This window comes from Serratia sp. 4542, from assembly GCF_016805595.1.
In the GTDB taxonomy this organism is placed as follows: Bacteria; Pseudomonadota; Gammaproteobacteria; order Enterobacterales; family Enterobacteriaceae; genus Serratia; species Serratia nevei.
Genome location: NZ_RXKV01000010.1, coordinates 915,781 through 939,318, shown reverse-complemented (window position 1 = coordinate 939,318; position 23,538 = coordinate 915,781). Strand labels below are relative to the sequence as shown.

Sequence of the window (23,538 nt, the reverse complement as noted above, 5' to 3'; positions counted from 1 at the left end):
GCGGCGTTACGCCGGCAGCTGCTGGGCGGTTTTCTCGACCAGCGCCAGTAACAGCTTGATGTCTTCCAGCGTCACGATCGGGTTCAGCAGCGTCATCTTCAGGCAGGTCACGCCATCGAACTCGGTCACGCCGACGTTGGCGCGGCCCGATTCCAGCAGGGCGTCGCCGATGCGCTGGTTGAACAGCGCGACGGCCGCGTCGCCGTTCGCCGCCAGCTGCGCCGGACGGTAGCGGAACAGCACGCTGGCCAGCTGCGGCTGCATCACCAGTTCCAGCGATTCCTGATCGGCGATGTAACGCGCCACCTGCTGCGCCAGCGTCACGCCATGATCGATGATCTCGGCGTATTGCTTCTGCCCCAGCGCTTCCAGCCCCATCCACAGCTTCAACGCATCGAAGCGGCGGGTGGTCTGCAGCGATTTGGACACCAGGTTCGGCACGCCTTGCGCTTCGTCGAACTCGGAGTTCAGGTAGGCCGCCTGATAGCGCATCAGCTCATAGTGGCGCTCGTCTTTCAGCAAGAAGGCCCCGCAGCTGATGGTCTGGAAGAACTGCTTGTGGAAGTCCAGGGTAATGGAGTCCACCAGTTCCAGGCCGTCCAGGTAGTCGCGGTACTGCTCGGAAAGCAGCAGCGCGCCGCCCCAGGCCGCATCCACGTGTACCCAAATCTGCTGCTGCGCCGCCAGCCGCGCGATGTCGCGCAGCGGGTCAATGGCACCGGCGTCGGTGGTGCCGGCGGTGGCGACAATCGCCATCACCTGCTCGCCGTTGGCCTTGGCCTGTGCCAGTTTTTCCGCCAGGTCGTTCACGTCCATACGGGCGAAGCGATCGGTTTTCACCAGGGTGACGGACTGATAGCCGAGGCCCATCAGCGCCATGTTCTTCTGCACCGAGAAGTGGGCGTTTTCAGAACAGAACACCTTCAGCTTGCGCAGATCGCCCACCAGGCCGTCCTGCTGCACGGAGTGGCCCTGACGCGCGAAGAACGCATCGCGCGCCAGCATCAGCCCCATCAGGTTGCTCTGGGTGCCGCCGCTGGTGAACACCCCGGCGTCGCCGGGCTGGTAACCGACCTGGGCACGCAGCCACTCGATCAGCTTCATTTCGATCAGCGTGGCCGACGGGCTTTGATCCCAGGAATCCATGCTCTGGTTGGTGGCGTTGATCAGCACTTCGGCGGCCTGGCTAATCACCAGGCTCGGGCAGTGCAGGTGCGCCACGCACTGCGGGTGGTGCACCGACAGGCTGTCTTTCAAAAAGTACTCGATGGCGCGATCGATCGCCGCCTGGTTGCCCAGGCCTTGCGGGGTGAAGTCGAGCTTGATGCGCTCACGCAGTTCGGCCACGCTTTTGCCCTGATACATCTCGGGCTGTTGCAGCCACTGCACGACGGCTTCACTGCTCTGCGCGATCGCCTGGCGGTAAGCCTCGGCGCTGTGCGCCGAGGAAGCCAGAATCGGGTTTAACTTGGACATCGCGGTCATTCGCTCCAATCAGACTGGCTTGACGCCGGCGGCCAACAGCGCCTGCTCAAATTTATCCAGGAAAATACCCAGCTCATCGTTGGTGATCAGCAGCGAAGGCAGCAGGCGCAGCACGCAGCCGTTGCGCCCGCCGCGCTCCAGGATCAGGCCGGATTCGAAGCATTTCTTCTGCAGCAGCGCAGACAGTTCGCCATCGGCCGGGTAGCAGCCCATGTGATCCTGCGCTTCGTTCGGCTTGACGATCTCGATGCCGATCATCAGGCCCAGACCGCGGACGTGACCGATCACCGGATAACGTTTCTGCAGCTCGGCCAGTTTGCCTTTCAGCCATTCGCCCTGAGCGGCCACTTTGTCGGCGACCTTGTGCTCTTTCAGGTATTGCAGGGTGGTCAGGCCGGTGGCCATCGCCAGCTGGTTGCCGCGGAAGGTGCCGGTGTGGTGACCCGGTTCCCAGGCGTCAAACTCTTTCTTGATGCCCAGTACCGCGAGCGGCAAGCCGCCGCCGACCGCTTTCGACATCACGATGATGTCCGGCTCGATGCCGGCGTGTTCGAAGGCGAACAGCTTGCCCGTACGGGCGAAACCGGCCTGAACTTCGTCGATGATCAGCAGAATGCCATGCTCCTGCGTCACTTTGCGGATGCGCTGCAGCCACTCGGCCGGTGCCGGGTTAACGCCGCCTTCGCCCTGAACGGCTTCCAGGATCACCGCCGCCGGTTTACGCACGCCGCTTTCCACGTCGTTGATCAGGTTGTCGAAGTAGTAGGTCAGCGCCTTGACGCCGGCTTCGCCGCCGATACCCAGCGGGCAGCGGTATTCATGCGGATAAGGCATGAACTGCACTTCCGGCATCATGCCGTTGATCGCCGCCTTCGGCGACAGGTTGCCGGTAACCGACAGCGCGCCGTGGGTCATGCCGTGATAACCGCCGGAGAAGCTGATCACGCCGGAACGGCCGGTGTGCTTTTTCGCCAGCTTCAGCGCGGCTTCCACCGCATCGGCACCGGACGGGCCGCAGAACTGCAGGCAATAGGCTTTGCCTTCGCCCGGCAACAGAGAGAGCAGGTAATCGGAGAAACGATCTTTTAACGGGGTCGTGAGATCGAGAGTATGTAACGGCAAGCCGCTGGTAATGACATTTTGGATGCTTTGCAGGACGTCGGGGTGATTATGTCCAAGAGCCAACGTTCCCGCCCCGGCCAGGCAATCAAGATATTGATTATTCTCAACATCAGTGATCCAAACGCCCTGGGCTTTCGCAATTGCCAACGGCAATTTGCGCGGATAACTCCTAACATTCGACTCAAATTCGGCTTGGCGCGCCAAATAGGTTTCATTGTTTCCGTTTAATGAGTTTGCAACTAAAGTATCAATACGGACTTTATCCGTCATCATATCTCTCCTACAACCGAAGGTCTCAACACGCTCCGATTGAATTAATGAATTAGAAAAGTAACTGCCTTGTGAAAAGCGCGACCAATATATGGCTTTTTCGCCTGGGACTCAATAGCCGATTTTGTTTTGAATTGTTTAGTTTTTTCTTAGGCTCATCAATATGTTGTTGATTTATTGACCGTTGGTTTTGCCGGTAAAAAACAACATATCGTTAACATGGCACAAAAATCCTTTCCGTCGCCAACCTGCAGGCGGCTTTAATACGCTTATTAATAAGGTGAATTTCCGTTTAATAACATAAATAGGAATTAACGGCTTATTTTTATCTATTCACCACCTTAAGTCCTATAGCGTTTATATACACAAAATTTGTGATGAATATAAATGGCCAAGCGTTAAAAGCGCAGCATCCAGATCGGTGATTTCTCTCAGATTTCACGTAGCGCGATCAAAAAAGCGCGATTTTTACGCAGCGCCGGCCGGGTTCTCCGGCGCTGTTGCCGTTAACGTTGCCGTAACCAGGCGTGGTAGCGCTGCAGGATGCGGCGGGTACGCCACTGATCGACGAGCAGCGTGAACAGCGGGGAGTAGCGCACGCTGCGTGGCCGATTGTCACTCAGCGCTCGCATCCGGCGCTTGACCAACGCCATCCGGGCGAGCGACGCCATCGCTTTGCTGCGCCAGGTGACCGGGGCAGGCAGCGCATGGGGGGCCGCCCCGGTTTGCCAGCGCCGCGGCAGATCGGGCACTTCCGCCATGGCGGTGGCGATGCCGGCAACCGCGACGCCGCTGTCCAGCACTTGCTGCGCTACTGAAGGACGGGCGATGCCGCCGGTGGTCATCACCGGCATGCGGGCCACCGCGGCAAGATCGCGGGCGAAGGACAGAAAATAGGCTTCTCGCGCCAGGGTGCGGCCGTCCGCCGTTTCGCCTTGCATCGCCGGGCTTTCGTAGCTGCCGCCCGACAGTTCGATCAGATCGACCGGCAGATCGTTCAGCATCAGCACCACCTGGCGGGCATCGTCCGAAGAAAAACCGCCGCGCTGAAAATCGGCGGAGTTGAGTTTGACCGCCACGCAAAAGCCCGGCGAGACGCGCTCGCGCACCGCACGCACCACCTCCAGCAGCAGGCGGGCGCGGTTCGCCAACTCGCCGCCCCAGCGATCGTTGCGTTGGTTGGTCAGCGGCGAGAGAAACTGGGAAATCAGATAGCCGTGCGCCGCGTGGATCTCCACGCCGGTAAAACCGGCCCGTTCGGCAGCGTGCGCGCTGGCGGCGAAGCGCGCGATAACCTCGGCGATCTGCGCTTCATCCATCGCCTGCGGCTGGGCAAACAGTTTGCTGTGCTTGCCCATCGCCAGCGGGATGGCGGAGGGCGCCCATGCGTTGCCGCCCATGTTCGCCATCACCTGCCGGCCCGGGTGGTTAAGCTGCATCCACACCTGCGCGCCGCCCTGGCGCGCGGCCTTGGCCCAGGTTTCGAACGGGGCGAGCGGCGTGTCTTGTTCCAGCACCACGCCGCCGGGGCCGGTCATGGCGCGGCCGTCGATCATCACGTTGCCGGTGATGATCAAGCCGGCGCCGCCTTCGGCCCAATAGCGGTATAAGCGCCACAGCGCCGGGCCGGGCAGTTGGCCTGGGGCGGCCAGATTTTCTTCCATCGCCGCCTTGGCCAGACGGTTGGTCAGGCGGCTGCCGTTGGGCAGCGTCAGTGGGGTAAACATCGGTTTTGCGCTCCTGTCGTAAGGGGAATGGCGCTATACTAGGTTTAAAGTTAACTTTAAGGTCAATAGGGCATGAAGATCGGAGAATTGGCGCAGCGCGCCGGCGTGGCCGCCTCGGCGATACGCTACTACGAGCAGCTGGGGTTGCTGCCGAAACCGGTGCGCGGCGTCAACGGCTATCGGGTCTACAGCGATAGCGCGCTGGAGCGATTGCACCTGATCCAAATCGGCCAAAATCTGGGGTTTTCGCTGCAGGCGATCCAACGCGTGCTGGCGCTGCAGGGCAGCGCTTATGAGGATGGGTTGATACGCGGCGTCGATGAACGGCTGGCGGAGATCGAGCTGATGATGGCCACGCTGAATGAACAACGAGAAACCTTGTTGACGACCCGGCTGACCTTATTGGAGTCCGGTGTCGCCGGGCTGTGCCAAGCCAAGGGCGAAAAACAGGCCGACGCATCGCCGGCCCGGCCGGCAAAGCTTAGCGGCGTTTAAAGGCGGAACGCCCGGCATACACCGCCGCGGCGCCCAACTGGTCTTCGATGCGCATCAGCTGATTGTATTTTTCGATCCGCTCGCCGCGGCTCGGCGCGCCGGTTTTCAGATGGCCGGCTCGCATCGCGACCGTCATGTCGGCGATAAAGCTGTCGACGGTTTCACCGCTGCGGTGCGAGATAAAGGTGCCCCAGCCGTTCGCCTGGCAGAGCTGTACGGCGGCGAAGGTTTCGCTCAGCGTGCCGATCTGGTTCAGCTTGATCAGCGCCGCATTGGCCAACCGTTCATCAATCCCGCGCTGGATGTATTTCACGTTGGTGACGAACAGATCGTCGCCGACCAGCTCCACCTGGTCGCCCAGGGCGTCGCTCAGAATACGCCAGCCGGCCCAGTCGTCCTCGGCCAAGCCGTCTTCAATCAGCACGATGGGGAAATCCTGCACCAGCCGTTGGTAATAGGCCGTCATCTGGGCTGCGTCCAACTCGAGATTCTCGCTGCGCAGGCGATACTTGCCGTCGGCGTAGAATTCGCTCGAGGCCGGATCCATGCAGATCGCGATATCTTCTCCCGGCCGGTAGCCGGCTTTCTCTATCGCCTGCACGATCAGCTCGAGCGGCTGGCGGTTTGAGGCGACCGCCGGCGCGAAACCGCCTTCGTCACCGACGCCGACCGACAGGCCTTTTTCCAACAGGATTTGGCGCAGCGTCTGATAAACTTCACTGCCCCAGCGCACGGCCTCGCGCAGCGACGGCGCGCCCAGGGGAGCTATCATAAACTCCTGAAAGTCCGCCCCTTGCCACCGGGCGTGCACGCCGCCGTTGATGATATTCATGCAGGGCACCGGCAGCAGGTTGGCGCCGATGCCGCCCAGATAACGATACAGCGGCAGCTGCGACAATTGCGCCGCGAGGCGGGCGGCGGCCAGAGAAACGCCGAGCAGGGCGTTGGCCCCCAATCGGCTCTTGTTCTCGCTGCCGTCCAGCGCGATCAGCCGGCGGTCTATCTCCTCTTGTTGGCGCACATCCACTCCGCGCAGCGCCTCGTTGATCGCCGTTTTGACGCTGTGCACCGCCTCCAGTACGCCTTTGCCGCCGAAACGGTGCGGATCGCCGTCGCGGTGCTCCACCGCCTCGCGCGACCCGGTGCTGGCTCCCGAAGGCACCGAAGCCCGGGCCACGACGCCCGCCGCGCTCATTTCGACTTCGACGGTCGGGTTGCCGCGCGAATCCAGGATCTCTCTGGCGGTTACGCTTTCAATCTCATCGTTCATGGGGTGTCACCTCGTTCTAGGGAGTGGGAACGTGCTTTATCAGCACGTCGATGGATAAATGGTTGATGAATTCGAAGCCGAAGGAGGCATAGACGCCAAACGGACGGTTCTGATGGCCGAGCAACAAAAGATCGACGCCTTCACGGGCAATCAGGGCTTCGACGTCTTTGAAGCGATGGATGCTGACCATTGCGCGTACCTCCAGGGGGATTGAGCAGTCTTCCACCAGGCGGCTGAGCATGGCTTTGGCGGCGATCACCTCGCTGGACTGGCGATCTTTGGTTTGCGCATCGCTGAGGTAGTCCAGCTCGGCATAGTCGGCGCTGATGTGCGCCACGGTAATGCGCGTATTCATCTGCTGATTGAGGCGTTCGGCATGGCGCAACAGCAGCCGGCCGTCGCGTTCATCCTGTACCAGCAGTAAAGCGTGTTGGTAGATCGGCATGACTTATCTCCCTGCGTGAGCAATCTGTAGGGTTAACCACGGTAAAACCTCTTTTTTTCGGCTCGTCATACCGGGCAGCGACACCTGCTGAATGGCGAGCACCCGGTTCGACGAGAAATACAGGGTGGAACGGCGGTGGGTGATATCGGTAACCAACAGCGCGGTCATCTCCAGCCCGGTTTCCTGCTTCGCCTGCTCGAGCGCCTGTTGCAGCGCGGGCAACAGCGGATCGATGTCGCTCATGGCCCGCACTTCTATCTGCGACAGCAGCAGCGAAACGGTATGGATGCGGTAATTCTTGGCGTCGCGCTGCAGCAACTGCGGGGCGGATTGCCCGGAGAGATCGGTTTTGGCGACCAGCAGCCCGGCGGTGAAGGCGTCATAGTCGACGTGAGAGATTGCGCGCAACCGGGTGACCGCCAGCCGATCCTGTTCCGTGGTGGTCGGCGCACTGAGCGCGACGGTGTCGCTCAAGATGGCGCCCAGCAGCAGCGTGGCCTGCGCGGCGTTAAGTGGCATTGGCTTTTCTGTCGTCAGGATTTGCAGGATCACGGTGGCGCAACAGCCGACGGCGCGCACCCAGACATCGGGCGGGTTGCGGGTGACTAACGTGCCCAGCCGGTGATGGTCGATAACGCCGACCACGTCGCTGTCGGGCAATGAGGCCGGGCCTTGTTCGATATCGGTAAAGTCGACCAGCCAGACTTTGCGGTCACGGAGATCGTCTGTCAGCAGCGCAGGCGCCTGTATGCCGGCGGCAGCCAGTATGTAGCGGGTTTCCGGCGTCAGCTCGCCAAGGCGGAAAGCCACGGCCGGTTTGCCGAGGTGATTGAGCCAGTCCGCGACCACCAGCGCGCTGCAGATGCTGTCGCTGTCGGGATTTTTATGGCCAAAAACGCACAGGGGCATTTCCCGCGCGACGGCATCGGGCTGGAGTGGAAAAGGGGTAAAACGTGAGATTTCATTCATAGCGACTCCTGACATACCTGCCTAAAAAATAAAGCGAAGTTGTATATCAGGCGTCATCATCCGGTTCGAGTGAACGCGGCGGTTGGGAAAGGTGGAACACCATCACCTTGTGAACGACTGTAGCGCAGCGTGGGGGGAAACGCAACGCCCGGCAAAGTTGGCGAGAATACATAATCGGATTGATACTGTGAGTGAGTCTATGATGGACAAGGATATTATTTGCCGCTAACCGACGGATAGGCTGAACGGACTCACGCCGGCTATGCCGGGTCCGTGGGTGACACAATGGGAGACAACATGCTCGAACCCTGCTTCCCCGAAAACGAAGCCGAACGCCTGTCGGTATTGAACTCACTGAACGTGCTGGATTCGAACACGGTGGAAAAACTGGATCGCATCACGCGGTTGGCGGCGAAATACTTCGGCGTGACCATTGCGCTGGTGTCGCTGATCGACCGGGATCGCCAATGGTTTTTATCGCGCTACGGTCTGGATGCCCGAGAAACGCCGCGCAATATCTCGTTTTGCGGCCATGCCATCTTGCAACACGAAGCGCTGGTGGTGCCCGATACCGCCAAGGATCCGCGCTTTTTCGATAATCCGCTGGTGATCGGCGGGCCGAGGATCGGTTTTTACGTCGGGCAGCCGCTGCTGTCGCTCGATGGCTTGCCGCTCGGCACACTGTGCATTATCGACAGCCACCCACAGCCGTTTTCTCCTGCTCAACTGGCCGATCTGCACGATTTCGCCGCCGTGGTGGAGGAATATCTGCAGAGCATTGAACGCCTCGTCTATACCGAAAACCTGAAATCCGACCTGCAGCGCACGGAGGCGCTGTTCGAACAAACCTTCTCCCAGGCGGCGGTAGGGATGGCGCTGGTCTCGCTGCAAGGATATTGGCTGCGGGTGAATCCGCGCATCTGCGAAATGCTTCAGTACTCCGAGCGCGAGCTGATGGATCGTACCTTCCAGGACATTACCTATCCGCTCGATCTCAACACCGACCTGGAAAAGCTGCAGCAGCTGCTGAAAAATGAAATCAGTACCTATTCGATGGAAAAACGCTATTTCCGCGCCGACGGCTCGATCGTTTGGGTGCAGCTGACGGTGGCGCTCAATCGTTTGCCGAACGGCAAGCCGGACCATTTCATCTCGGTTATCGTCGATATCAGCGAGCGTAAAGCGGCCGAGGCCGATCTGTTCGCTCTGCAACACGAGCTGGAACAACGCGTCGAAATCCGCACGCAGGAGCTGAACGTGGTGGTTAAAAAGCTCAACGAAGAGATTGAGACCCGGGTGCTCGCCGAATATCAGCTCAGTGCGGAGAAGGAGCGTCTGCGCGCCATTACCGACAATATGCCGGCCTTAATCAGCCAGATCGACGGCAATGAACGCTACCTGTTCGCCAACAGCGCCTACAAAACCTGGTTCGGTCTGGAGGAGTCCAGCCTCAGGGGGATGACGGTGCGCGATTTCATGGGGGAAAGCGTTTATCGAATAGCAAAACCGATGATCGAGCGGGCCCTCGCGGGCGAAATGGTGAGTTTTGAGAATGAGCTGCAGACCCGGCAAGGGCTTCTGATGATCCACACCACGCTGGTGCCGTGCGAAGCGCAGGGCTTTTACATTCTCGCCATGGACATCACCGAACTGAAGCGGCTGCAGCAGCGGCTGGAATATGACGCAACCCACGACATGTTGACCGGATTGACCAATCGCCGCGCGTTTCTACGCCGGTTGTCGGGCACGCTGCAGGCCTGTTGCCATCAGCGGCAGATGGCGCTGCTGTTTATCGATCTCGACGGGTTCAAAACCCTTAACGACAGCTATGGCCATGACTTCGGCGACGCGATCCTGAAGACATTCGCCACATTGCTCAGCGCCTGCGCCGGCGAGCGCCACAGCGTCTCGCGTCTGGCCGGTGACGAGTTCACGGTGATCCTGTGGCCGTTGACGGATCCGCGGCGCGAAGTCAGCGAGTTTTGCGAAAACGTGTTGGCGCATCTGGCCAAAATTACGCAGATCGGGCCGCAGAAGGTACGGCTTTCCGCCAGCATCGGCGCGGCCATTTCCCCACGCGGCGATGTGACGGAGGAAATGCTGCTGACCCGCGCCGACGGCGCGATGTATCAGGCGAAATCGGCCGGAAAGGGCACTTACGCCATCTGCGAGCTGTGAGCGTGCAACGGTGGCGGTCTCAGGGTAAGCTGTTTTTCTTTTCCTGTGAGCAGAACTCCGGATTTATTGCATGGCGTCAAATCATCAACATAAAGATTGGCTCGAACTGCGACGCGATGAGGAAACCGGTATTGAGAGCGTCAATGCCCACTTTCAGGGACATGCCTACGATCCTCACGATCATGATGAAATGCTGGTGGGTGTCACGCAGCAGGGTTTACAGCGTTTCAACTGCCACCGCTCATTGCATACCAGCCGGCCGGGGCGCGCCATGCTGATCGAACCGGGTGCGGTGCATGATGGCCATGCGCCGCAGGCCGAGGGATTTACCTATGCGATGCTCTATTTGCCCCAGCATTGGGTATCCGCCGCTATGCACCGCCGTGGAATGGGGGACGCCTCCGTGCTGGAAGGTGCCTTCCACAGCACGTTGACCGACGATCCTATGCTGGCGGCCGCGATACAGCAGGCCTTTTTCTCGTTGCATCATAGAGAGGGGCGACTGGCGCGCGATCAAAGCCTGGACCATCTGCTGACGCTATTGTCACGGCACATCCGTGCCAGGCCGGATTCCCAACACGACGACGCTTTGGTTGAGATGAACCGCTTACGGGACTATCTGCATGCACATATGGCGGATAACCCCAGTCTGGATGACCTGGCGCTTCAGTGTGGTCTGGACCGTTTCCGCCTGACTCGCCAATTCACTCGGGCTTTTGGCCAGTCGCCGCATGCGTATTTGGTTCGGTTGAGGCTGCGGGCCGCACGCTTGTTGTTGGCGCAGGGGCAAGAACCGGCGCAGGTCGCCATGCAGGTGGGCTTTGCCGATCAGAGCCATTTGGGTCGCTGGTTCCAGCGCGCCTACCGTTTATCACCGGCGGCCTATCAACGCCAGTGCACAAACGTTCTATACCGCTGATTTGCCATTTCCGATGATGTGCTTTTAACAGCACTACGGAGTAGAGCGAAAGATGTTTGATACCAAGATAGCGTTTATCGTACGCGACGATCTGCAGACCTGGCAGCGGCTGAACGTGGTGGCCTTTCTGGCGACGGGCATCGCCGCCGCCGCCCCGGAAATCATCGGCGAGTGTTACGTGGATGCGCAGGGCAGACGCTACGGCGGTATTTCCGGGCAGCCGATGCTGATTTTCGCCGCAGATTTGCCGGGCCTGCAAAATGTGCATCGCAAAGGGTTGGAGCGGGAATTGACGTTGATCCCCTATGTGCACGCCATGTTCTCGACCGGGCACGATGAAGCCAATCGGCAGGTTTTTCTCGCTGAAGACGCGGACAATCTGGATTTGGTCGGTCTGGCGCTGCGCGGACCGAAAAAAGCGGTGGATAAGGCGATAAAAGGCCTGGCGCTTCACGGCTAACTCTACCGAGACCTAAGCCTGAAACGCCTGCAGCCAGGCGGCGAACTTTCTCACGACCTCATCGTCCCGATCGCGCAGCAGCAGGGAATAAACGCCGGTTCGGATAGTCAACGCCGGGAAAGGCGACACCAGTCGGCCGGACGACAGATGCTTGGCGCAGAACAGGTAAGGCACGACGGCCAGCCCCAGACCGTCCTCGGCCGCCTGAATGGCGGCGAAGGTATGGTCGAGCGTGAGCGGCGGCGGCGAGGCGTCCAACGCCGTCGGGTAGGTATTCAGCCAGCTGTGCCATAAATCCTCACGGGCGCGGATGCGGATAGCGGTATGCCCGGCCAGCGTGCCGGGCGCACTGACCGGCATGGCGCGCAAGTAGCTCTGGCTGCAGACCAACAGGCTCTCTTCCTGCAGAAAAGGGATCGCTTTCAGCCCGGAGAAGTGCGCGGGATCGCGCCGGATCGCCAGATCAAACGGCGTATTGCGATCGACGGCCCCTGTGCTGGTGGTGATATCAATCGCGACCTCCGGATGAATCTCATTGAACGCCGCCAGCTTCGGCATCAGCCAGTGCATGGTGAACGTCGGCAGGCTGTGCACCACCAGCCGCTGCCGGCCGGCGCTCGCTTTCAGTGCGCTTTCCGCAGCATACAGTTCGCTTATCACCCGGGACGCGGTGCGGGAAAAATTCTCGCCGGCCTGCGTCAGCCGCACGGACTTGTGTCCGCGATAAAACAGTGTGATCCCTAGCTGTTCTTCCAGGCTGCGAATGTGGCGGCTGACCGCGCCGGTGGTGAGAAACAGCTCATCCGCAGCGGCGCTGAAGCTGCCAAGGCGGGCGGCGGCTTCGAAAGCGGACAGGTGCGGCAGGGAGTGAATTTTTTTCATAGGTTGAGTCTAGCTCAACCAAATGAGCGAGGAAAGATCGTTTGTCAGCCGTTGATTTTTCTCACTATTATCACGCATCTTTCCCGGTTTGCCGAGCGTGCTATGCAGCGATTTTCCCCGTCTGTCGTTCGTGTTAGTCGAATTATCCTCACCCCCCGATGGGCAGGGAGACGGCGCTGAGATGCGAGCTTTCTTTCTGCTTTGCGTGAGCCGGGCCGGCCTCTGCCTGGGCACCATGATGTTCGCCGGTGCACTGCCTACCATCAGAAGCGAGTGGCAGCTCGACGCCGCCTCCGCCGGTACGGTGCAAACGGTATTTAGCCTGACCAACGCGCTGGCGCTGCTGGTGGCTTCCTGGTGGTGTGATTCGCTGGGGGCGCGCCGGGTTTACCTGCTGTTTTCCTGGCTGGGCGCCGCTGCGCTGATGCTGTTCGCCGTGTTTGCCCATTCTTATGCCGGCGCGCTGGTGTTGATGGCCTTCGTCGGCCTGACGCAGGGCGGCGCCTATACGCCGGCGCTGCTGCTGGCGATGGGGATGAACGGCCCGGCCCGGCGCGGTTACGCCATCGGCATGATGCTGGCGGCCAGTTCGTTGGGGTATTTTCTGTCGGTTTTCATCGCCGGTTGGAGCGCCATGCGCTGGGGGGCCGGCGTGGCGTTCTCCCTGTGTGCCGCCGGTGCGTTGCTGGGGGCGCTGGCGGGTTCGTTGGCCCTGGTCGGTTATCGGGAACCGCAGCCGCGTACGCTGGGGAGGCAGACGAAACGTGAAAGCTATGCTATCACCTATGCGACCCTGCTGTTGCTGGTCGGGTATATCGCCCACAGCTGGGAACTGCTCGGTAACTGGGCCTGGGCGCCCAGCCTGGTCAGCGAGGCGTTGAGCGGTTTCTCTCTGGATCCGCTCAGCGCCGGATTGATCGTCGCGGCGGTGATCCACCTGGCCGGCATGGTTGCCACGCTGATTGTCGGCACCGTTTCCGACTATTTTAACCGTGCATCGGTGCTGATGTTTATGGGCGCCGCCGGCGCGTTGGGATCGCTGCTGATGGGGTGGTCGGCGAACTGGGGGCCGGGCTGGACGCTGCTGGCCGTCAGCATCGGCAGTTTCTTCATCCTCGGCGACTCCGGCGTGCTGTCGGCCGCGATGGCGGACAACGTGCCGCCGCAACAGCTCGGCAGCGTGATGGGCTGGCGATCGCTGCTGGGGTTCGGCATCGGTTCGTTCGCCCCTTTATCCTTTGGCGTCGTGATGGATACCACCCAGAGCTGGGGCACGTCTTATGCCGTATTGGCCTGCGGCGGTGGAGTAGCCTGTCTGGCGGCCTGCCTGCTTTGGCGGCAGCACTTGAAATGAGGTACGGACATCATTAAATGAATGGAACATCATCACGCATGGTTATCGTGGGCGCCGGGATTGTCGGGGCATCGGTCGCCTATCATCTCGCGCGCCAGGGGCAGCACGTTGTCGTCGTTGAGCAGGCGCATCCCGCGGCGGGGGCCACAGGCAGCTCGTTTGGCTGGATCAGCGAAGGCGTGCCTGAGGGCGCTCCCGACGCGTTTCTGCGGCGCGAGATCGTCGCTGACTGGATGCGCCTGGCGCAGGAGATCCCGGATCTCTGGGTGAATTGGTCCGGCGCGCTCAGCTATGGCCAGGCGCCGGCGACGCAAAACCCCGACAATCGGCTTTTGCCCTCCGCCGAGGTGAACGCGCTGGAACCGGGGCTCAGGCAGCCCGATAGCCAAGCCTATTTTGCGGCGCGTGACGGCGCCGTCGATCCGCAAGAAGTGACACAGCGGTTGCTCGAGTGCGTTAGCGCGTGGGGCGGGGAGTTGCTCCTGGGGCGAACCGTCACCGGATTTTTGCGTGAAGAGGGGCAGATAATCGGCATCGTTACCGAGGAAGGCGCGATTGCCGCCGATCGGGTGGTGCTCGCCTGCGGCACGGGAATCTCCTCGCTGCTGGATGGCAGCGGGTTCTCGCTGCCGATCGAGGCGTCGCCGGCGATTCTGTTACGCTATCATGCGGCAGCGCTGGCAGTGAACACGCTGATTGCGGGCGATGACGTTGAAGTGCGCCATACGCAAAACGGCGATCTGCTGGCGGCGGAGGATTACCCGCCGGAGGGGGACGTTAAACGGGTGGAAAACGACGCGCAATCGGCGATTAAAAACCGCCTGCCGGATACGGCACCCTTGCAACTGCAGGCGTGTTCGGTGGGGATGCGGCCCCGGCCGCGCGACGGTTATCCCATCATCGGGCCACTGGGCGCTACCCGGCTCTATGTGGCGGTGATGCACCCGGCAGTGATGTGCGCGCCAACGCTTGGCCGGCTGGTCAGCGACGAGCTGCTGTATGGCGTCAATCCTGCCATTCCGCACGCTTATCGCCCCGAGCGATTTGACGACGGGAAATGAATATACGCTCAACCTGGCAGCGGTTTTTTGCGCCGTCGGCGAGGCTCTTATATATTTAGTAGCATGCCTGAGGCAGGTTGGGCATGAAACGGCGGTCGGTCGGGCCGCTGCAAGTACGACAGTTAAATCCGTTCGCCAAGAGGCTGCGAGCCTGTGCTTTCGGTAGGGACAGCCGCCAATCGTTTTTATGGCGACCGAAGGCGGAGCAGCTACTCACAGGTCACGAGGACACTTACCATGCATAAGAGAACACTGGCGTCACTGCATTACGAAAACATGCCTTACGATGGGGTGCGTTTTCATATTTTGAAACGGGAGACGCCTGGCCATACGGCGTTGCTGAAGTTGGATGCGGGCAGCCGACAACCGGCGCGTTTTCATCCGGGGTGGGTGAAACTGATGGTGCTGAGCGGTGAACTGAAGGTTGACGATCAGACGTTGCAACCCCATGAGATGTTAATCATCCCTGCCAATACTGCCTATACGGTACAGGCCATTACTGAAGTGATTTGTCTGGCGATTTCCGAGCTGGACGGCGCCGAGTTGGCCCGTTGAGGTGATAACACGAATGGATAGAGGAGAGCCTAGGCGCTCTCCCTATCCCTGCAGCATTAAGCCGCCCCCCAGGCTGAGCTACCTGCTGATTGATGCGTCTACCTCCTGATTTAAGCCACCGCGCTTTCCCTTTCCATCACTTTCGGCCACGTCGCCCCCGCAACGAGCCGCCATCGCGCAGCGCATGCGCAACGTCATCGCCTTGGTTTTACGCAGAACGATGAAATTTTGGTGTAAATAGTGAGTTTCTTCGCATAAGGCCCCTGGTGTGGCTTGCGAGAACGTCACTATATGGAGGATCATGCGGCGCCTCTATCAAATAAAAGACATTCGCGTTATCAAAAGGGACAAACGACCATGGGATTCGAAGTCGACAACGCCGAAACCAAACGCATCGACCTCAGCAGCCACGAAAACTCCTCGTTCGAGGTGACAGGGCTGGTGAAACACTATCCGGCGGGCTTTGTCATTCCTTACCACTCGCATAAACGCAGCCATTTGCTCTATTCGCAGCAGGGCGTTATGGCGGTCGAGGCGAGCAGCGGGCGCTGGATCGTGCCGCCCACCACCGCAGTCTGGCTGCGGCCGGGGGTAGAACATCAGCTGGTCATGCAGAGCAACATTTGCGTTTACGGGATTTTGCTTGATGAAGTCACCGCCGCGCGTTTGCCGCTGCGCGACGGCGTATTGCAGGTCTCACCGCTGCTGCGAGAACTGATCGCTCAGCTGGCGACGCTGGCGCCCGAAGGGGCGGAGACCAAACGCAATACGCTGCTCAGAGCGTTGTTCCTTGAGGAGCTGAGCCTGCAGCCGCAGCTGGCGCTGCATTTGCCTTGGCCGGCAGAGGCGAGAATGGCCGAGATTTGCCGGCTGTTGGTCATCACGCCGGCCGACGATCGCGGCATTGAGGCCTGGGCCGATTCACTGTCGATCAGCGCGAAAACCTTCCAGCGTCATTTCACTCAACAAACCGGCATCACCTTCGGCCAGTGGAAACAGCGCCTGCGGCTGCTGTCGTCCATTCCGCTGCTGTTGGCCGGCAACTCGATCATCCATGCCGCCTTCGAAAGCGGTTACGAGAGCCACAGCGCCTATTCGGTGGCGTTCAAAAAACTGTTTGGCGTTTCGCCTTCGCGCTTTACGCTATAGCCTTATGGCATAGCGCGCTTCTCCTATAGATTGAAGCAACCTAATGACGTATAAAGCAAAGCAGTCAACCTCCGAGGCCGCTTCCCGTGATAAAAATTGTCGTGTATCTGATTCTCGCCGTGACGATCGCCATTATTGCGGCAAGAGTCCTCTTTCGTTTGCCGGATATTTCCCAGCGTCTGCCGCAGGCGGTGTTGCCGGCGGATCCTGCCGCCCAGTTACCGGCGCGGGCCGCCGAACTGATGGCGGCGCATCCAGGCCTGAGCGGCGTGGTGCCGCTGGCCAGCGGGCACGATGCGTTCGCCAGCCGCCTGGCGTTGGCGCGGATGGCGGAAAGGTCGATCGACGCCCAGTACTACATCTGGCATAACGACACCTCCGGGCAGATCCTGCTGAAAACCCTGTATGACGCCGCCCAACGCGGCGTGCGCGTGCGGCTGCTGCTGGACGATAACGGCGTCGCCATGGACGAGACCCTGGCGGCGCTGAACGCCCAGGAAAACGTCGAGATCCGCCTGTTCAACCCATCAACCGTGCGCACGCCGAAGCTGGCCGGCTACGCCTTTGACTTTATGCGCATGAATCGGCGCATGCATAACAAGTCTTACATCGTCGACGGCGCCGTGGCGATCATCGGCGGCCGCAACATTGGCGACGAGTATTTCCAGGTCGGCGACGAAAACTATTTCCTCGATCTCGACGTGCTGAGCGTCGGCAGCGTAGTGGCAGAAACGGCCGAGGTCTTCGATCGCTACTGGAACAGCGCGTCGGTGTTCGGCGTTGAGCAGATTATCCGTGGCAAAGGTAATCTTTCTGCCTTCCTGACGCAGGCCACCGCGACCGAAAGCAGCGAGCGGGCCCGCAAATTGGCGGTGCAGCTGGAAACCAGCGCGGTGCGCTTTCGCGATGGCGCCGTCCAGCCGGAATTCACCCAGGTAGAGCTGGTGGCCGACGATCCGGCGAAAGGGCTGGGCAAGGCGTCGCGCGATCGGTTGATGGTGACGCAGCTCGGCAAGATCATCGGCGGCGTCGGCCGGCAACTGGATCTGGTTTCCGCCTATTTCGTGCCGGGGCGGGAAGGGGCGAGCTTCTTTGAATCGCTTGCCAAACAGGGGAAGTCCATACGCGTGCTGACCAACGCGATGAACACCACCGACGTGCTGGTGGTGCATGCCGGCTACGCCAAATACCGGCGTGAGCTGCTGCAGGCGGGCGTCGAACTGTTCGAGCTGAAGCTGCGCGCCGGTCAACCGACCGGGCGCAAGGAACTCAAGCCGCTGGGGCTGTCCGGCGCGGCGCTGCACGCGAAAACCTTCGCCATCGATGATAAGCGGGTGTTTATCGGTTCGTTCAATTTCGATCCGCGCTCGGCGCACCTGAACTGCGAAATGGGCTTCTTGATCGACAGCCCGACGCTGGCGGCCGACACTCGCCAACTGTTTGATGGCCCGCTCGAGTACGCCGCCTACCGCCCGGTATTGACGCCCGAGGGCAAAATGGTGTGGAAAGAAGCCTTCGAAGACGGCCACACCGAGGTGCATCAGCAAGAGCCCGGCGCCGGTTGGGTAAAACGCATTATTCTCGCCGTGGCCGGCTGGCTGCCGATCGAGTGGATGCTGTAACGGCACGGCGGGAGGGAAACGGAAGGTTCGCTGGTTTTGGCCGGCGAACCTTGCGAGGCTCAGTAGGCCAGCTTGTCACGGTGCTTGCGGATAAACGCCCTTAGCCGCATCGGCTCTCTGCCCGCGTTCTGCGGGAAATTATCGAAAACCTCATCGACGCCTGGGATATCGCGCGCCGCCATGCGGCGAAAATTGTCGTAGACGCAGCTCATGTAGGCCATTTCGGCGCCCGTCGCGCGCATCTCATCCAGAAAAACCTGCGGATCTTGCGCTTCATAGCGGAACGGCTGCCCCAGCTCTTCCGTCATCATGGCAGCGATCTCGCCGTAGGATTTAACGTCATAGCCCATGCGGTAGGTTTGGCCGCCGTGCCGCTCGGGGTGCAGCAGCGCCAGCGCCGCCGCCTGCGCTACATCGTCGCCGTCCACCCAGCTGAACGGCGCATCGCCGGTATATTGCCGGATCACGCCGTTTTTCACCGCCGGTACGCCGTCGTAGTTGAGCAGGTTCTGCATAAAGCACTCCGGCCGCAGGTGGGTGAAAGAAAATCCCGACCACTCGATGTAACGCTCGATGAGCTGGTGCCAAGCCCAGTGCGCGACGCTGGTGTCGTCACGGCCGCAGGCGCCGAGGTGCACGACATGCCGTACGCCGGCCTGGCGCGCGCGATCGAGAAACACCTTGCTTTGCCGCAGCATGTCCACCGTGTAGCCGGTGGCCAGAAATACGCGCTCGATGCCGGCCAGCGCCGGTGCCAGCGTCTCTTCCCGATCAAAATCGAGCTGGACGGTGCGGATACCCAGTTTTTCGAAGGGCGCCGCCTTGGCGGGAGAGCGCACGGCGGCAACCGGCTCGATCTCTGCCTGGGATTGCAAAAGACGCAGGGTCGCACCGCCTATCTGGCCGGTGGCGCCGGTGATCAGGATCTGGGGCTTCTTGTTCTTCATAACTTACCTCTTGCGGTTTTTAACGCTGTGAGGGAAAGTCTATCGGAATAAAAATCATGATTTGCGCTATAAATTACCGAGTTGCGGGAACTAAATTCATCAATAAGGCAGGGGAATGTTTTCTTCCGAACGTCTCAAAGGGATCGGTCTGTTTGTTTGCGTGGCCGATATGGGCAGCTTTACGCTGGCGGCGGAACGCATGAACCTGACTGCCTCCGCCGTCAGCAAAGGGATCGCCCGGCTGGAAAGCCGATTACAGACGAAGCTGTTCCAGCGCACCACGCGGCGGCTGGCGCTGACCGACGCCGGCACCCAATTTTATCGCACCTGTACCGGCGTGCTGGCCGAGCTGGAAGAGGCCGAACTGGCGATGCAGGCGGAAAGCGCCGAGCCGCGCGGCAGGGTGCGCATCGATCTTCCCGCTTCCTTTGGCCGTTTGCATGCGCTGCCGGTGATCTTGCGATGTATTGAGGATCACCCGTTGCTGGTGCCGCATATCACGTTTACGGACCGTTTCGCCGATCCGGTCAGTGAAGGCATCGATATCCTGGTGCGTATCGGCGGTTCAGATGTGTGGCCAAATACGCTGGGGCATCACTACCTTGGTAAGCAGCGGCATATCTTCTGCGCCGCGCCCGGCTACCTGAAGCGCCAGGGTGAACCCACCACCGCTGCTGAATTGGCGCATCATCACTGCGTGCTGTATCAGGAAAACGACGGCGTGCAGACGCCCTGGCATTTCTCGGGAAGCGGTGCCCAGCCGGTAGAGCGAAGAACGTTGACGCCGCGGGTGGCCATTGGCGATGCGGAGGGGCAACTGACGGCGGTGCTGGCGGGGCACGGCATCGCTCAGTTACCGACCTGGCTGGTCAAACGGCAGCTAGAGGAGGGGGCGTTGGCCGAGGTGTTGCCGCATCTGGCGACCGACGGCCTGCCGATCAACGTGGTCTGGCTGAAAAGCCGCCGGGCGCAGCCGAAGGTCAGCGCTTTACTGCAGGCGCTGATCGCCGGGTTGACGCCGGAGGGACAGGCTTAATGAGTTTCACTCAAACTGACCGTCGCCGTGCGGCCGGCGATCAGCTCGACGCCGTGGGGAATGGTGTCGATCGCGATGCGCACCGGGATGCGCTGCGCCAGACGGATCCAGCTGAATGTCGGGTTGACGTTGGCGAGCAGATTGCCGGCGGCGGTGGTGCGCTCGCTGTCGTTGATGCCGGCGGAAAGCCCGTCGACGTGGCCATACAGCGGCTGCCGTTCCCCCATGATGCGGATCACCACCTTGTCACCGTTCTGGATGCGGCCCAGCTTGGTCTCTTCGAAGTATCCGGCGATGTAGAAACTGTTGGAATCCACCAACGCCATGATCGGCTGACCGGCGGTCGCGTAAGCGCCGGGGCGCAGGGAGAAGTTGGTGATCACGCCATCCACCGGCGCATAGAGATCGGCGCGCTGCAGGTTGATGCGCGCCAGCGCCCGATCCGCCAGGGCCTGATCCAGATTGGCCTTCGCCAGCGATTGGGCATCGCGGCGATTGTCGCGTTCCTGCTGTGAAATAGCCGACTGCAGCGCCTGATAGCGCCGGTTTTCGCGCTGGGATGACGCCAACTGGACGTTGGCGCGTTCCACGGCGGCCTCGGCCTGATCCAGCGCATTGCGCAGCCGTACTTTGTCCAGGCTGAGCAGCAGCTGCCCTTTATGCACCACCTGGTTGTCGTGAATGTGCACGGCGTCCACCTTGCCGGAAACATCCGTGGCCAGCGGCACCACGTCGGCGCGGATCTTGCCGTCGCGCGTTTGCGGGGCATAGGTGTAATAGAGATAAAGCTGCCACAGCACGCCTGCCGCGATCAAAACGGCAATCAGGGTCAGCGCGGGGCGCAGCAGAGCAAGAGTACGTTCACGAAACATGGGGTCCTCAGGGGGTGGTAAGCCATTTCAGGCCGTGGAAAAACAGCCCGGCCAGAATAAGAAACAGGGCGGTGTCGAACAGCGGGCGCTGTGCGACCCAGCGATAGACGCCTACCGCGCTGAGCGTCCAGGAAAGCGCCATGCGCGAGAAGAATGCGCACACCAGGCACAGCAGTAAGGGCGAGATGAACACGCCGTCAATGTTGATTTCACCGATCATGTCAGGGATTCCAGTGCAAAGCCGTGGGGAAGTGCAGCAGCCGTAGCCGGGTAAGCGGCCGCAGCGCGCGCCGATCGTTCTGCCGCCAGGCCTGTTGCAGACCGACGTCGATCTGGCCCAGCAGCGCGGAGGGGGCCTCGGCGTGCAGAGAAAGTTGGCGGAACGCCGCCGGCAGACCGGCGTTCGGCGAAGCGCCAGGGCTGAGAGCGCCGGCCTGCTGCAGACGAATCAGGTCGATAGCGGTTTTTAAGCGCATCAACAGCTGTGGGCTGCGATCGGCTTGCCCAACGGCGACCAGGCGGCTACCCAGCGCGGTGATGCGATCCAACGCGCGGGCCTGATAGCGCTGTAAGTCGCGCTCCGTGACGTGGCGATTGAGGCGCAGCATCTCTTGCGCATCCTGCCGCATCAGCCGCGCCACCACCTGATCGGTGCCCCAGCGGCGGAACAGCGCGGCGCACAGGAATGCGAAATAGACGCCGATCAGCGTGCCGGTAGTGCTTTCCAGATACAGCCCCATATTGTTCGGCGCATAGTGCCCCTGAAAGTTGACGTTGCTGAGCGACAGGGCGATCGCCAACGTCGCCAGCGGGTTGCTCGCCGCCCACACGCCGAGCGGCAGCAAAAACAGCCCCATCACGATCAGGAAACTGCCGTAATCCCCGGCCAGCGGCAGCAGCACATAGCTGAGCAGGGCGCCGAGGGCCATAGCGATAGCGGCGAAGCGGCCAAAAGTGGCGATGGTGGTGCCGGGATTGTCGCCAGCGCCGAAGAAGGCGATGGCCACGATCCCCATCAGCACCATATTGGCGCCCTGTTCCCAGCCGGTGAAATACCAGAGGCCGCACAGCAGGGCGTAGGTCGTCAAAATTCCGGCGAACATGCGCACCGCCATGCCGATATCCGGCGGCGGCGAGAAGACGCGGCTGCGCATCATCTGCGCCTGCAGCGCCGCGGGCAGCGGCTCGCCGTCCAGGAATGCGTTCAACTGCTGTACCTCGGCCCACAGCGTTAACCACTGCTCAACCTGTTCAGCCAGCTCGTCGACGATCAGCGTTTCCCACGGCGACAGCGACGCCGCAGGCGGCAACAAGCTTACCGAGGGCGCAGCGTGCGGTGCGGGTTCAACGGCCTGCCGCCGGACCTCATTCAGCCACGGCTGCAGGCGGGGGCGCAGGCCGACCGGCAGTGCGGCGATGCTGCTGCCGATGGCCGAGAGCAGCGGCACGATTTGCAGTACGCGTTGCTGTATCGAAATCGCCGCCTGACGGGTGGGCTTATCGACCGAACTGTCATAGCCAAGGGTGGTCATCATCTGATTGAACGAGGCGATGTCGCCCAGCAAACGGATACGGTCCGCGTCGGCCTGGGCGTCGCTGCCCTTGCCGTCGAGGCTGTCCTCCTGCCAACGCGCCAGGTCAGCCAGCCAGCCTTTCAGCCGCGTGCGCAACACCGGCGCCAGCGACGATGGGAACAGCACGCTGTCTACCAGCGTCACCGCCAAAATACCCAGGCAGATCTCCGTCACCCGCGTGACGACCATAGTGAACATCGTGTCCGGGTGATTGATGTAGGCGATGGCGACCAGCATCATGGTGATGGCGCCCAGCTGGAAAAAGTAAGCGCGTGGCGTGCGATCGAGATAGGAGAGGCCCAGCATCAGTGACGATGACAGCCCAGCGGCGACGATCAACAGCACCGGCGTGTTGCTAAGCCAGGCCGAAAGGCCCAGCGTCAGAACGCCGGCGAACAGCGTGCCGCAAAAACGGTAGGTGGCGCGGGCGCGTACGGCGCCGCTGACCGGATTGCTCAGCACGCAGCAGGTCACCATCGCCCAATAGGGATTTTGCAGGCCGATGCTTTCCGCCAGCGCGAAGGCCAGCATGGCGGAAATAAACAGTTTCGCGGCGTACAGCAGCTGCGGTTTACCGATGTTCATGGCTCATTGCCGGCCTGTTGCAGATAGTGGCCTGCGCGCTCTTCAAACAGGCGCAGAATGCGCGTAGCGGTTTCAATATCTTCCAACGGCACGTCGTGCATCAGCTCGACTCGCAGCTTATCGGCCGCGGTTTCGACCTTTTTGGCCAATTCGGCGCCGGCGGGCAGAATGCGCAGGGTTTTAAACCGACGATCGCCGGCCGACTCCTGCCGCTCGAGGAAGCCTAACGCGGCGGCCTGATCCAACAGACGCACCAGCGCACCGGGATTGACGCCGACTTCTTCCGCCAGGTCGCGCTGATTGATGCCCTGCGGATTGCGATGCACCAGAACCACGACGGTAGCCAACGACATGGAGATGCCGGATTTGGCGATCGCCAGCGTCGCAGCCTGTTTCCACACCCGGCGAACCGGTTGCAGGGCGTTGGTGAGGGCATAGAGGGATTTTTCTTTCGATGACATGGGATACCTCGGCAAACAGTGTATATAGGTTAAATGGCAACAGTTGCTTTGGCAATTAGTTTTGAACACTCGACTGAGAAACAAAAGGTAAGACATACGT

At 61.0% G+C, this 23,538-nt stretch carries 22 protein-coding genes and 1 riboswitch; of the genes, 10 read left to right on the top strand and 12 right to left on the bottom strand.

The window, feature by feature from the left end; genetic code table 11:
- Positions 1–6: 6 nt before the first annotated feature.
- The 3 genes from EKL15_RS16650 to EKL15_RS16640 form a co-directional block, all read right to left on the bottom strand.
- A complete protein-coding gene (locus EKL15_RS16650) occupies positions 7–1,476 on the bottom strand; it encodes an aspartate aminotransferase family protein (RefSeq protein ID WP_033638493.1) in 1,470 nt (489 codons plus the stop codon).
- Between the two features lie 18 nt (positions 1,477–1,494).
- Positions 1,495–2,877, bottom strand: a complete 1,383-nt coding sequence (locus tag EKL15_RS16645) for a diaminobutyrate--2-oxoglutarate transaminase (RefSeq protein WP_071845411.1) — start codon at positions 2,875–2,877, stop codon at positions 1,495–1,497.
- Between the two features lie 506 nt (positions 2,878–3,383).
- Entirely contained in the window at positions 3,384–4,604 is a 1,221-nt protein-coding gene (locus EKL15_RS16640; RefSeq protein WP_203089976.1) for an NADH:flavin oxidoreductase/NADH oxidase family protein, read from the bottom strand.
- Between the two features lie 72 nt (positions 4,605–4,676).
- On the opposite strand from EKL15_RS16640, the gene EKL15_RS16635 reads away from it, so the two are divergent.
- Entirely contained in the window at positions 4,677–5,099 is a 423-nt protein-coding gene (locus EKL15_RS16635) for a MerR family transcriptional regulator (RefSeq protein ID WP_060418915.1), read from the top strand.
- On the opposite strand, the gene eno is transcribed toward EKL15_RS16635, so the two are convergent.
- The 3 genes from eno to EKL15_RS16620 are packed head-to-tail and all read right to left on the bottom strand — an operon-like array spanning position 5,086 to position 7,783.
- Positions 5,086–6,369, bottom strand: coding sequence for a phosphopyruvate hydratase (gene eno, locus EKL15_RS16630; protein ID WP_060418913.1), 1,284 nt, complete (start codon positions 6,367–6,369; stop codon positions 5,086–5,088). The genes EKL15_RS16635 and eno overlap by 14 nt on opposite strands.
- Before the next feature lie 16 nt (positions 6,370–6,385).
- The gene (locus EKL15_RS16625) at positions 6,386–6,814 is read right to left on the bottom strand and encodes a universal stress protein (RefSeq protein WP_046687045.1); all 429 of its coding nucleotides are present in this window, start codon (positions 6,812–6,814) and stop codon (positions 6,386–6,388) included.
- 3 nt (positions 6,815–6,817) lie between these two features.
- Positions 6,818–7,783, bottom strand: a complete 966-nt coding sequence (locus tag EKL15_RS16620) for a DHHA2 domain-containing protein (RefSeq protein ID WP_203089973.1) — start codon at positions 7,781–7,783, stop codon at positions 6,818–6,820.
- Positions 7,784–7,823: 40 nt separating this feature from the next.
- Positions 7,824–7,899, bottom strand: a riboswitch (Fluoride riboswitch).
- 181 nt (positions 7,900–8,080) lie between these two features.
- On the opposite strand from EKL15_RS16620, the gene EKL15_RS16615 reads away from it, so the two are divergent.
- From EKL15_RS16615 to EKL15_RS16605, 3 genes are all read left to right on the top strand, one after another.
- Entirely contained in the window at positions 8,081–9,961 is a 1,881-nt protein-coding gene (locus EKL15_RS16615; protein ID WP_203089969.1) for a diguanylate cyclase domain-containing protein, read from the top strand.
- Positions 9,962–10,031: 70 nt separating this feature from the next.
- Positions 10,032–10,880, top strand: coding sequence for an AraC family transcriptional regulator (locus EKL15_RS16610; protein WP_060439948.1), 849 nt, complete (start codon positions 10,032–10,034; stop codon positions 10,878–10,880).
- 52 nt (positions 10,881–10,932) lie between these two features.
- Positions 10,933–11,340 (top strand): DUF2000 domain-containing protein, encoded by a 408-nt coding sequence (locus tag EKL15_RS16605; RefSeq protein ID WP_019455349.1) that lies wholly within the window; start codon positions 10,933–10,935, stop codon positions 11,338–11,340.
- Between the two features lie 12 nt (positions 11,341–11,352).
- Here the strand turns inward: EKL15_RS16605 and EKL15_RS16600 are convergent, their stop codons facing one another.
- The gene (locus EKL15_RS16600; RefSeq protein ID WP_060418903.1) at positions 11,353–12,222 is read right to left on the bottom strand and encodes a LysR substrate-binding domain-containing protein; all 870 of its coding nucleotides are present in this window, start codon (positions 12,220–12,222) and stop codon (positions 11,353–11,355) included.
- A gap of 181 nt (positions 12,223–12,403) precedes the next feature.
- On the opposite strand from EKL15_RS16600, the gene EKL15_RS16595 reads away from it, so the two are divergent.
- The 5 genes from EKL15_RS16595 (at position 12,404) to EKL15_RS16575 (ending at position 17,963) form a co-directional block, all read left to right on the top strand.
- Entirely contained in the window at positions 12,404–13,576 is a 1,173-nt protein-coding gene (locus EKL15_RS16595) for a nitrate/nitrite transporter (RefSeq protein ID WP_228011806.1), read from the top strand.
- Between the two features lie 17 nt (positions 13,577–13,593).
- Positions 13,594–14,637: an FAD-binding oxidoreductase gene (locus EKL15_RS16590; RefSeq protein ID WP_203089950.1), complete on the top strand. Its 1,044-nt coding sequence runs from the start codon at positions 13,594–13,596 to the stop codon at positions 14,635–14,637.
- 237 nt (positions 14,638–14,874) lie between these two features.
- Complete coding sequence (locus EKL15_RS16585) at positions 14,875–15,192, top strand: cupin domain-containing protein (RefSeq protein ID WP_038871643.1); 318 nt, start codon at positions 14,875–14,877, stop codon at positions 15,190–15,192.
- Positions 15,193–15,549: 357 nt separating this feature from the next.
- Positions 15,550–16,341 (top strand): helix-turn-helix domain-containing protein, encoded by a 792-nt coding sequence (locus tag EKL15_RS16580; RefSeq protein WP_203089947.1) that lies wholly within the window; start codon positions 15,550–15,552, stop codon positions 16,339–16,341.
- A gap of 86 nt (positions 16,342–16,427) precedes the next feature.
- Positions 16,428–17,963, top strand: coding sequence for a phospholipase D family protein (locus EKL15_RS16575; RefSeq protein WP_203089944.1), 1,536 nt, complete (start codon positions 16,428–16,430; stop codon positions 17,961–17,963).
- 59 nt (positions 17,964–18,022) lie between these two features.
- Here EKL15_RS16575 and EKL15_RS16570 read toward each other — a convergent pair whose 3' ends face one another.
- On the bottom strand, positions 18,023–18,910 hold the full coding sequence (locus EKL15_RS16570) for an SDR family oxidoreductase (protein ID WP_203089942.1): 888 nt from the start codon (positions 18,908–18,910) through the stop codon (positions 18,023–18,025).
- A gap of 115 nt (positions 18,911–19,025) precedes the next feature.
- On the opposite strand from EKL15_RS16570, the gene EKL15_RS16565 reads away from it, so the two are divergent.
- On the top strand, positions 19,026–19,946 hold the full coding sequence (locus EKL15_RS16565; RefSeq protein WP_033648321.1) for a LysR family transcriptional regulator: 921 nt from the start codon (positions 19,026–19,028) through the stop codon (positions 19,944–19,946).
- Here the strand turns inward: EKL15_RS16565 and EKL15_RS16560 are convergent.
- The 4 genes from EKL15_RS16560 to EKL15_RS16545 are packed head-to-tail and all read right to left on the bottom strand — an operon-like array spanning position 19,943 to position 23,438.
- On the bottom strand, positions 19,943–20,818 hold the full coding sequence (locus EKL15_RS16560) for an HlyD family secretion protein (RefSeq protein ID WP_060418897.1): 876 nt from the start codon (positions 20,816–20,818) through the stop codon (positions 19,943–19,945). The genes EKL15_RS16565 and EKL15_RS16560 overlap by 4 nt on opposite strands.
- Positions 20,819–20,825: 7 nt before the next feature.
- Positions 20,826–21,038, bottom strand: a complete 213-nt coding sequence (locus EKL15_RS16555) for a DUF1656 domain-containing protein (RefSeq protein ID WP_033648323.1) — start codon at positions 21,036–21,038, stop codon at positions 20,826–20,828.
- Position 21,039: 1 nt separating this feature from the next.
- A complete protein-coding gene (locus EKL15_RS16550; protein WP_203089939.1) occupies positions 21,040–22,977 on the bottom strand; it encodes an FUSC family protein in 1,938 nt (645 codons plus the stop codon).
- Positions 22,974–23,438, bottom strand: coding sequence for a MarR family winged helix-turn-helix transcriptional regulator (locus EKL15_RS16545; RefSeq protein ID WP_015377885.1), 465 nt, complete (start codon positions 23,436–23,438; stop codon positions 22,974–22,976). The genes EKL15_RS16550 and EKL15_RS16545 overlap by 4 nt, the downstream gene beginning before the upstream one ends.
- Positions 23,439–23,538: the final 100 nt, after the last annotated feature.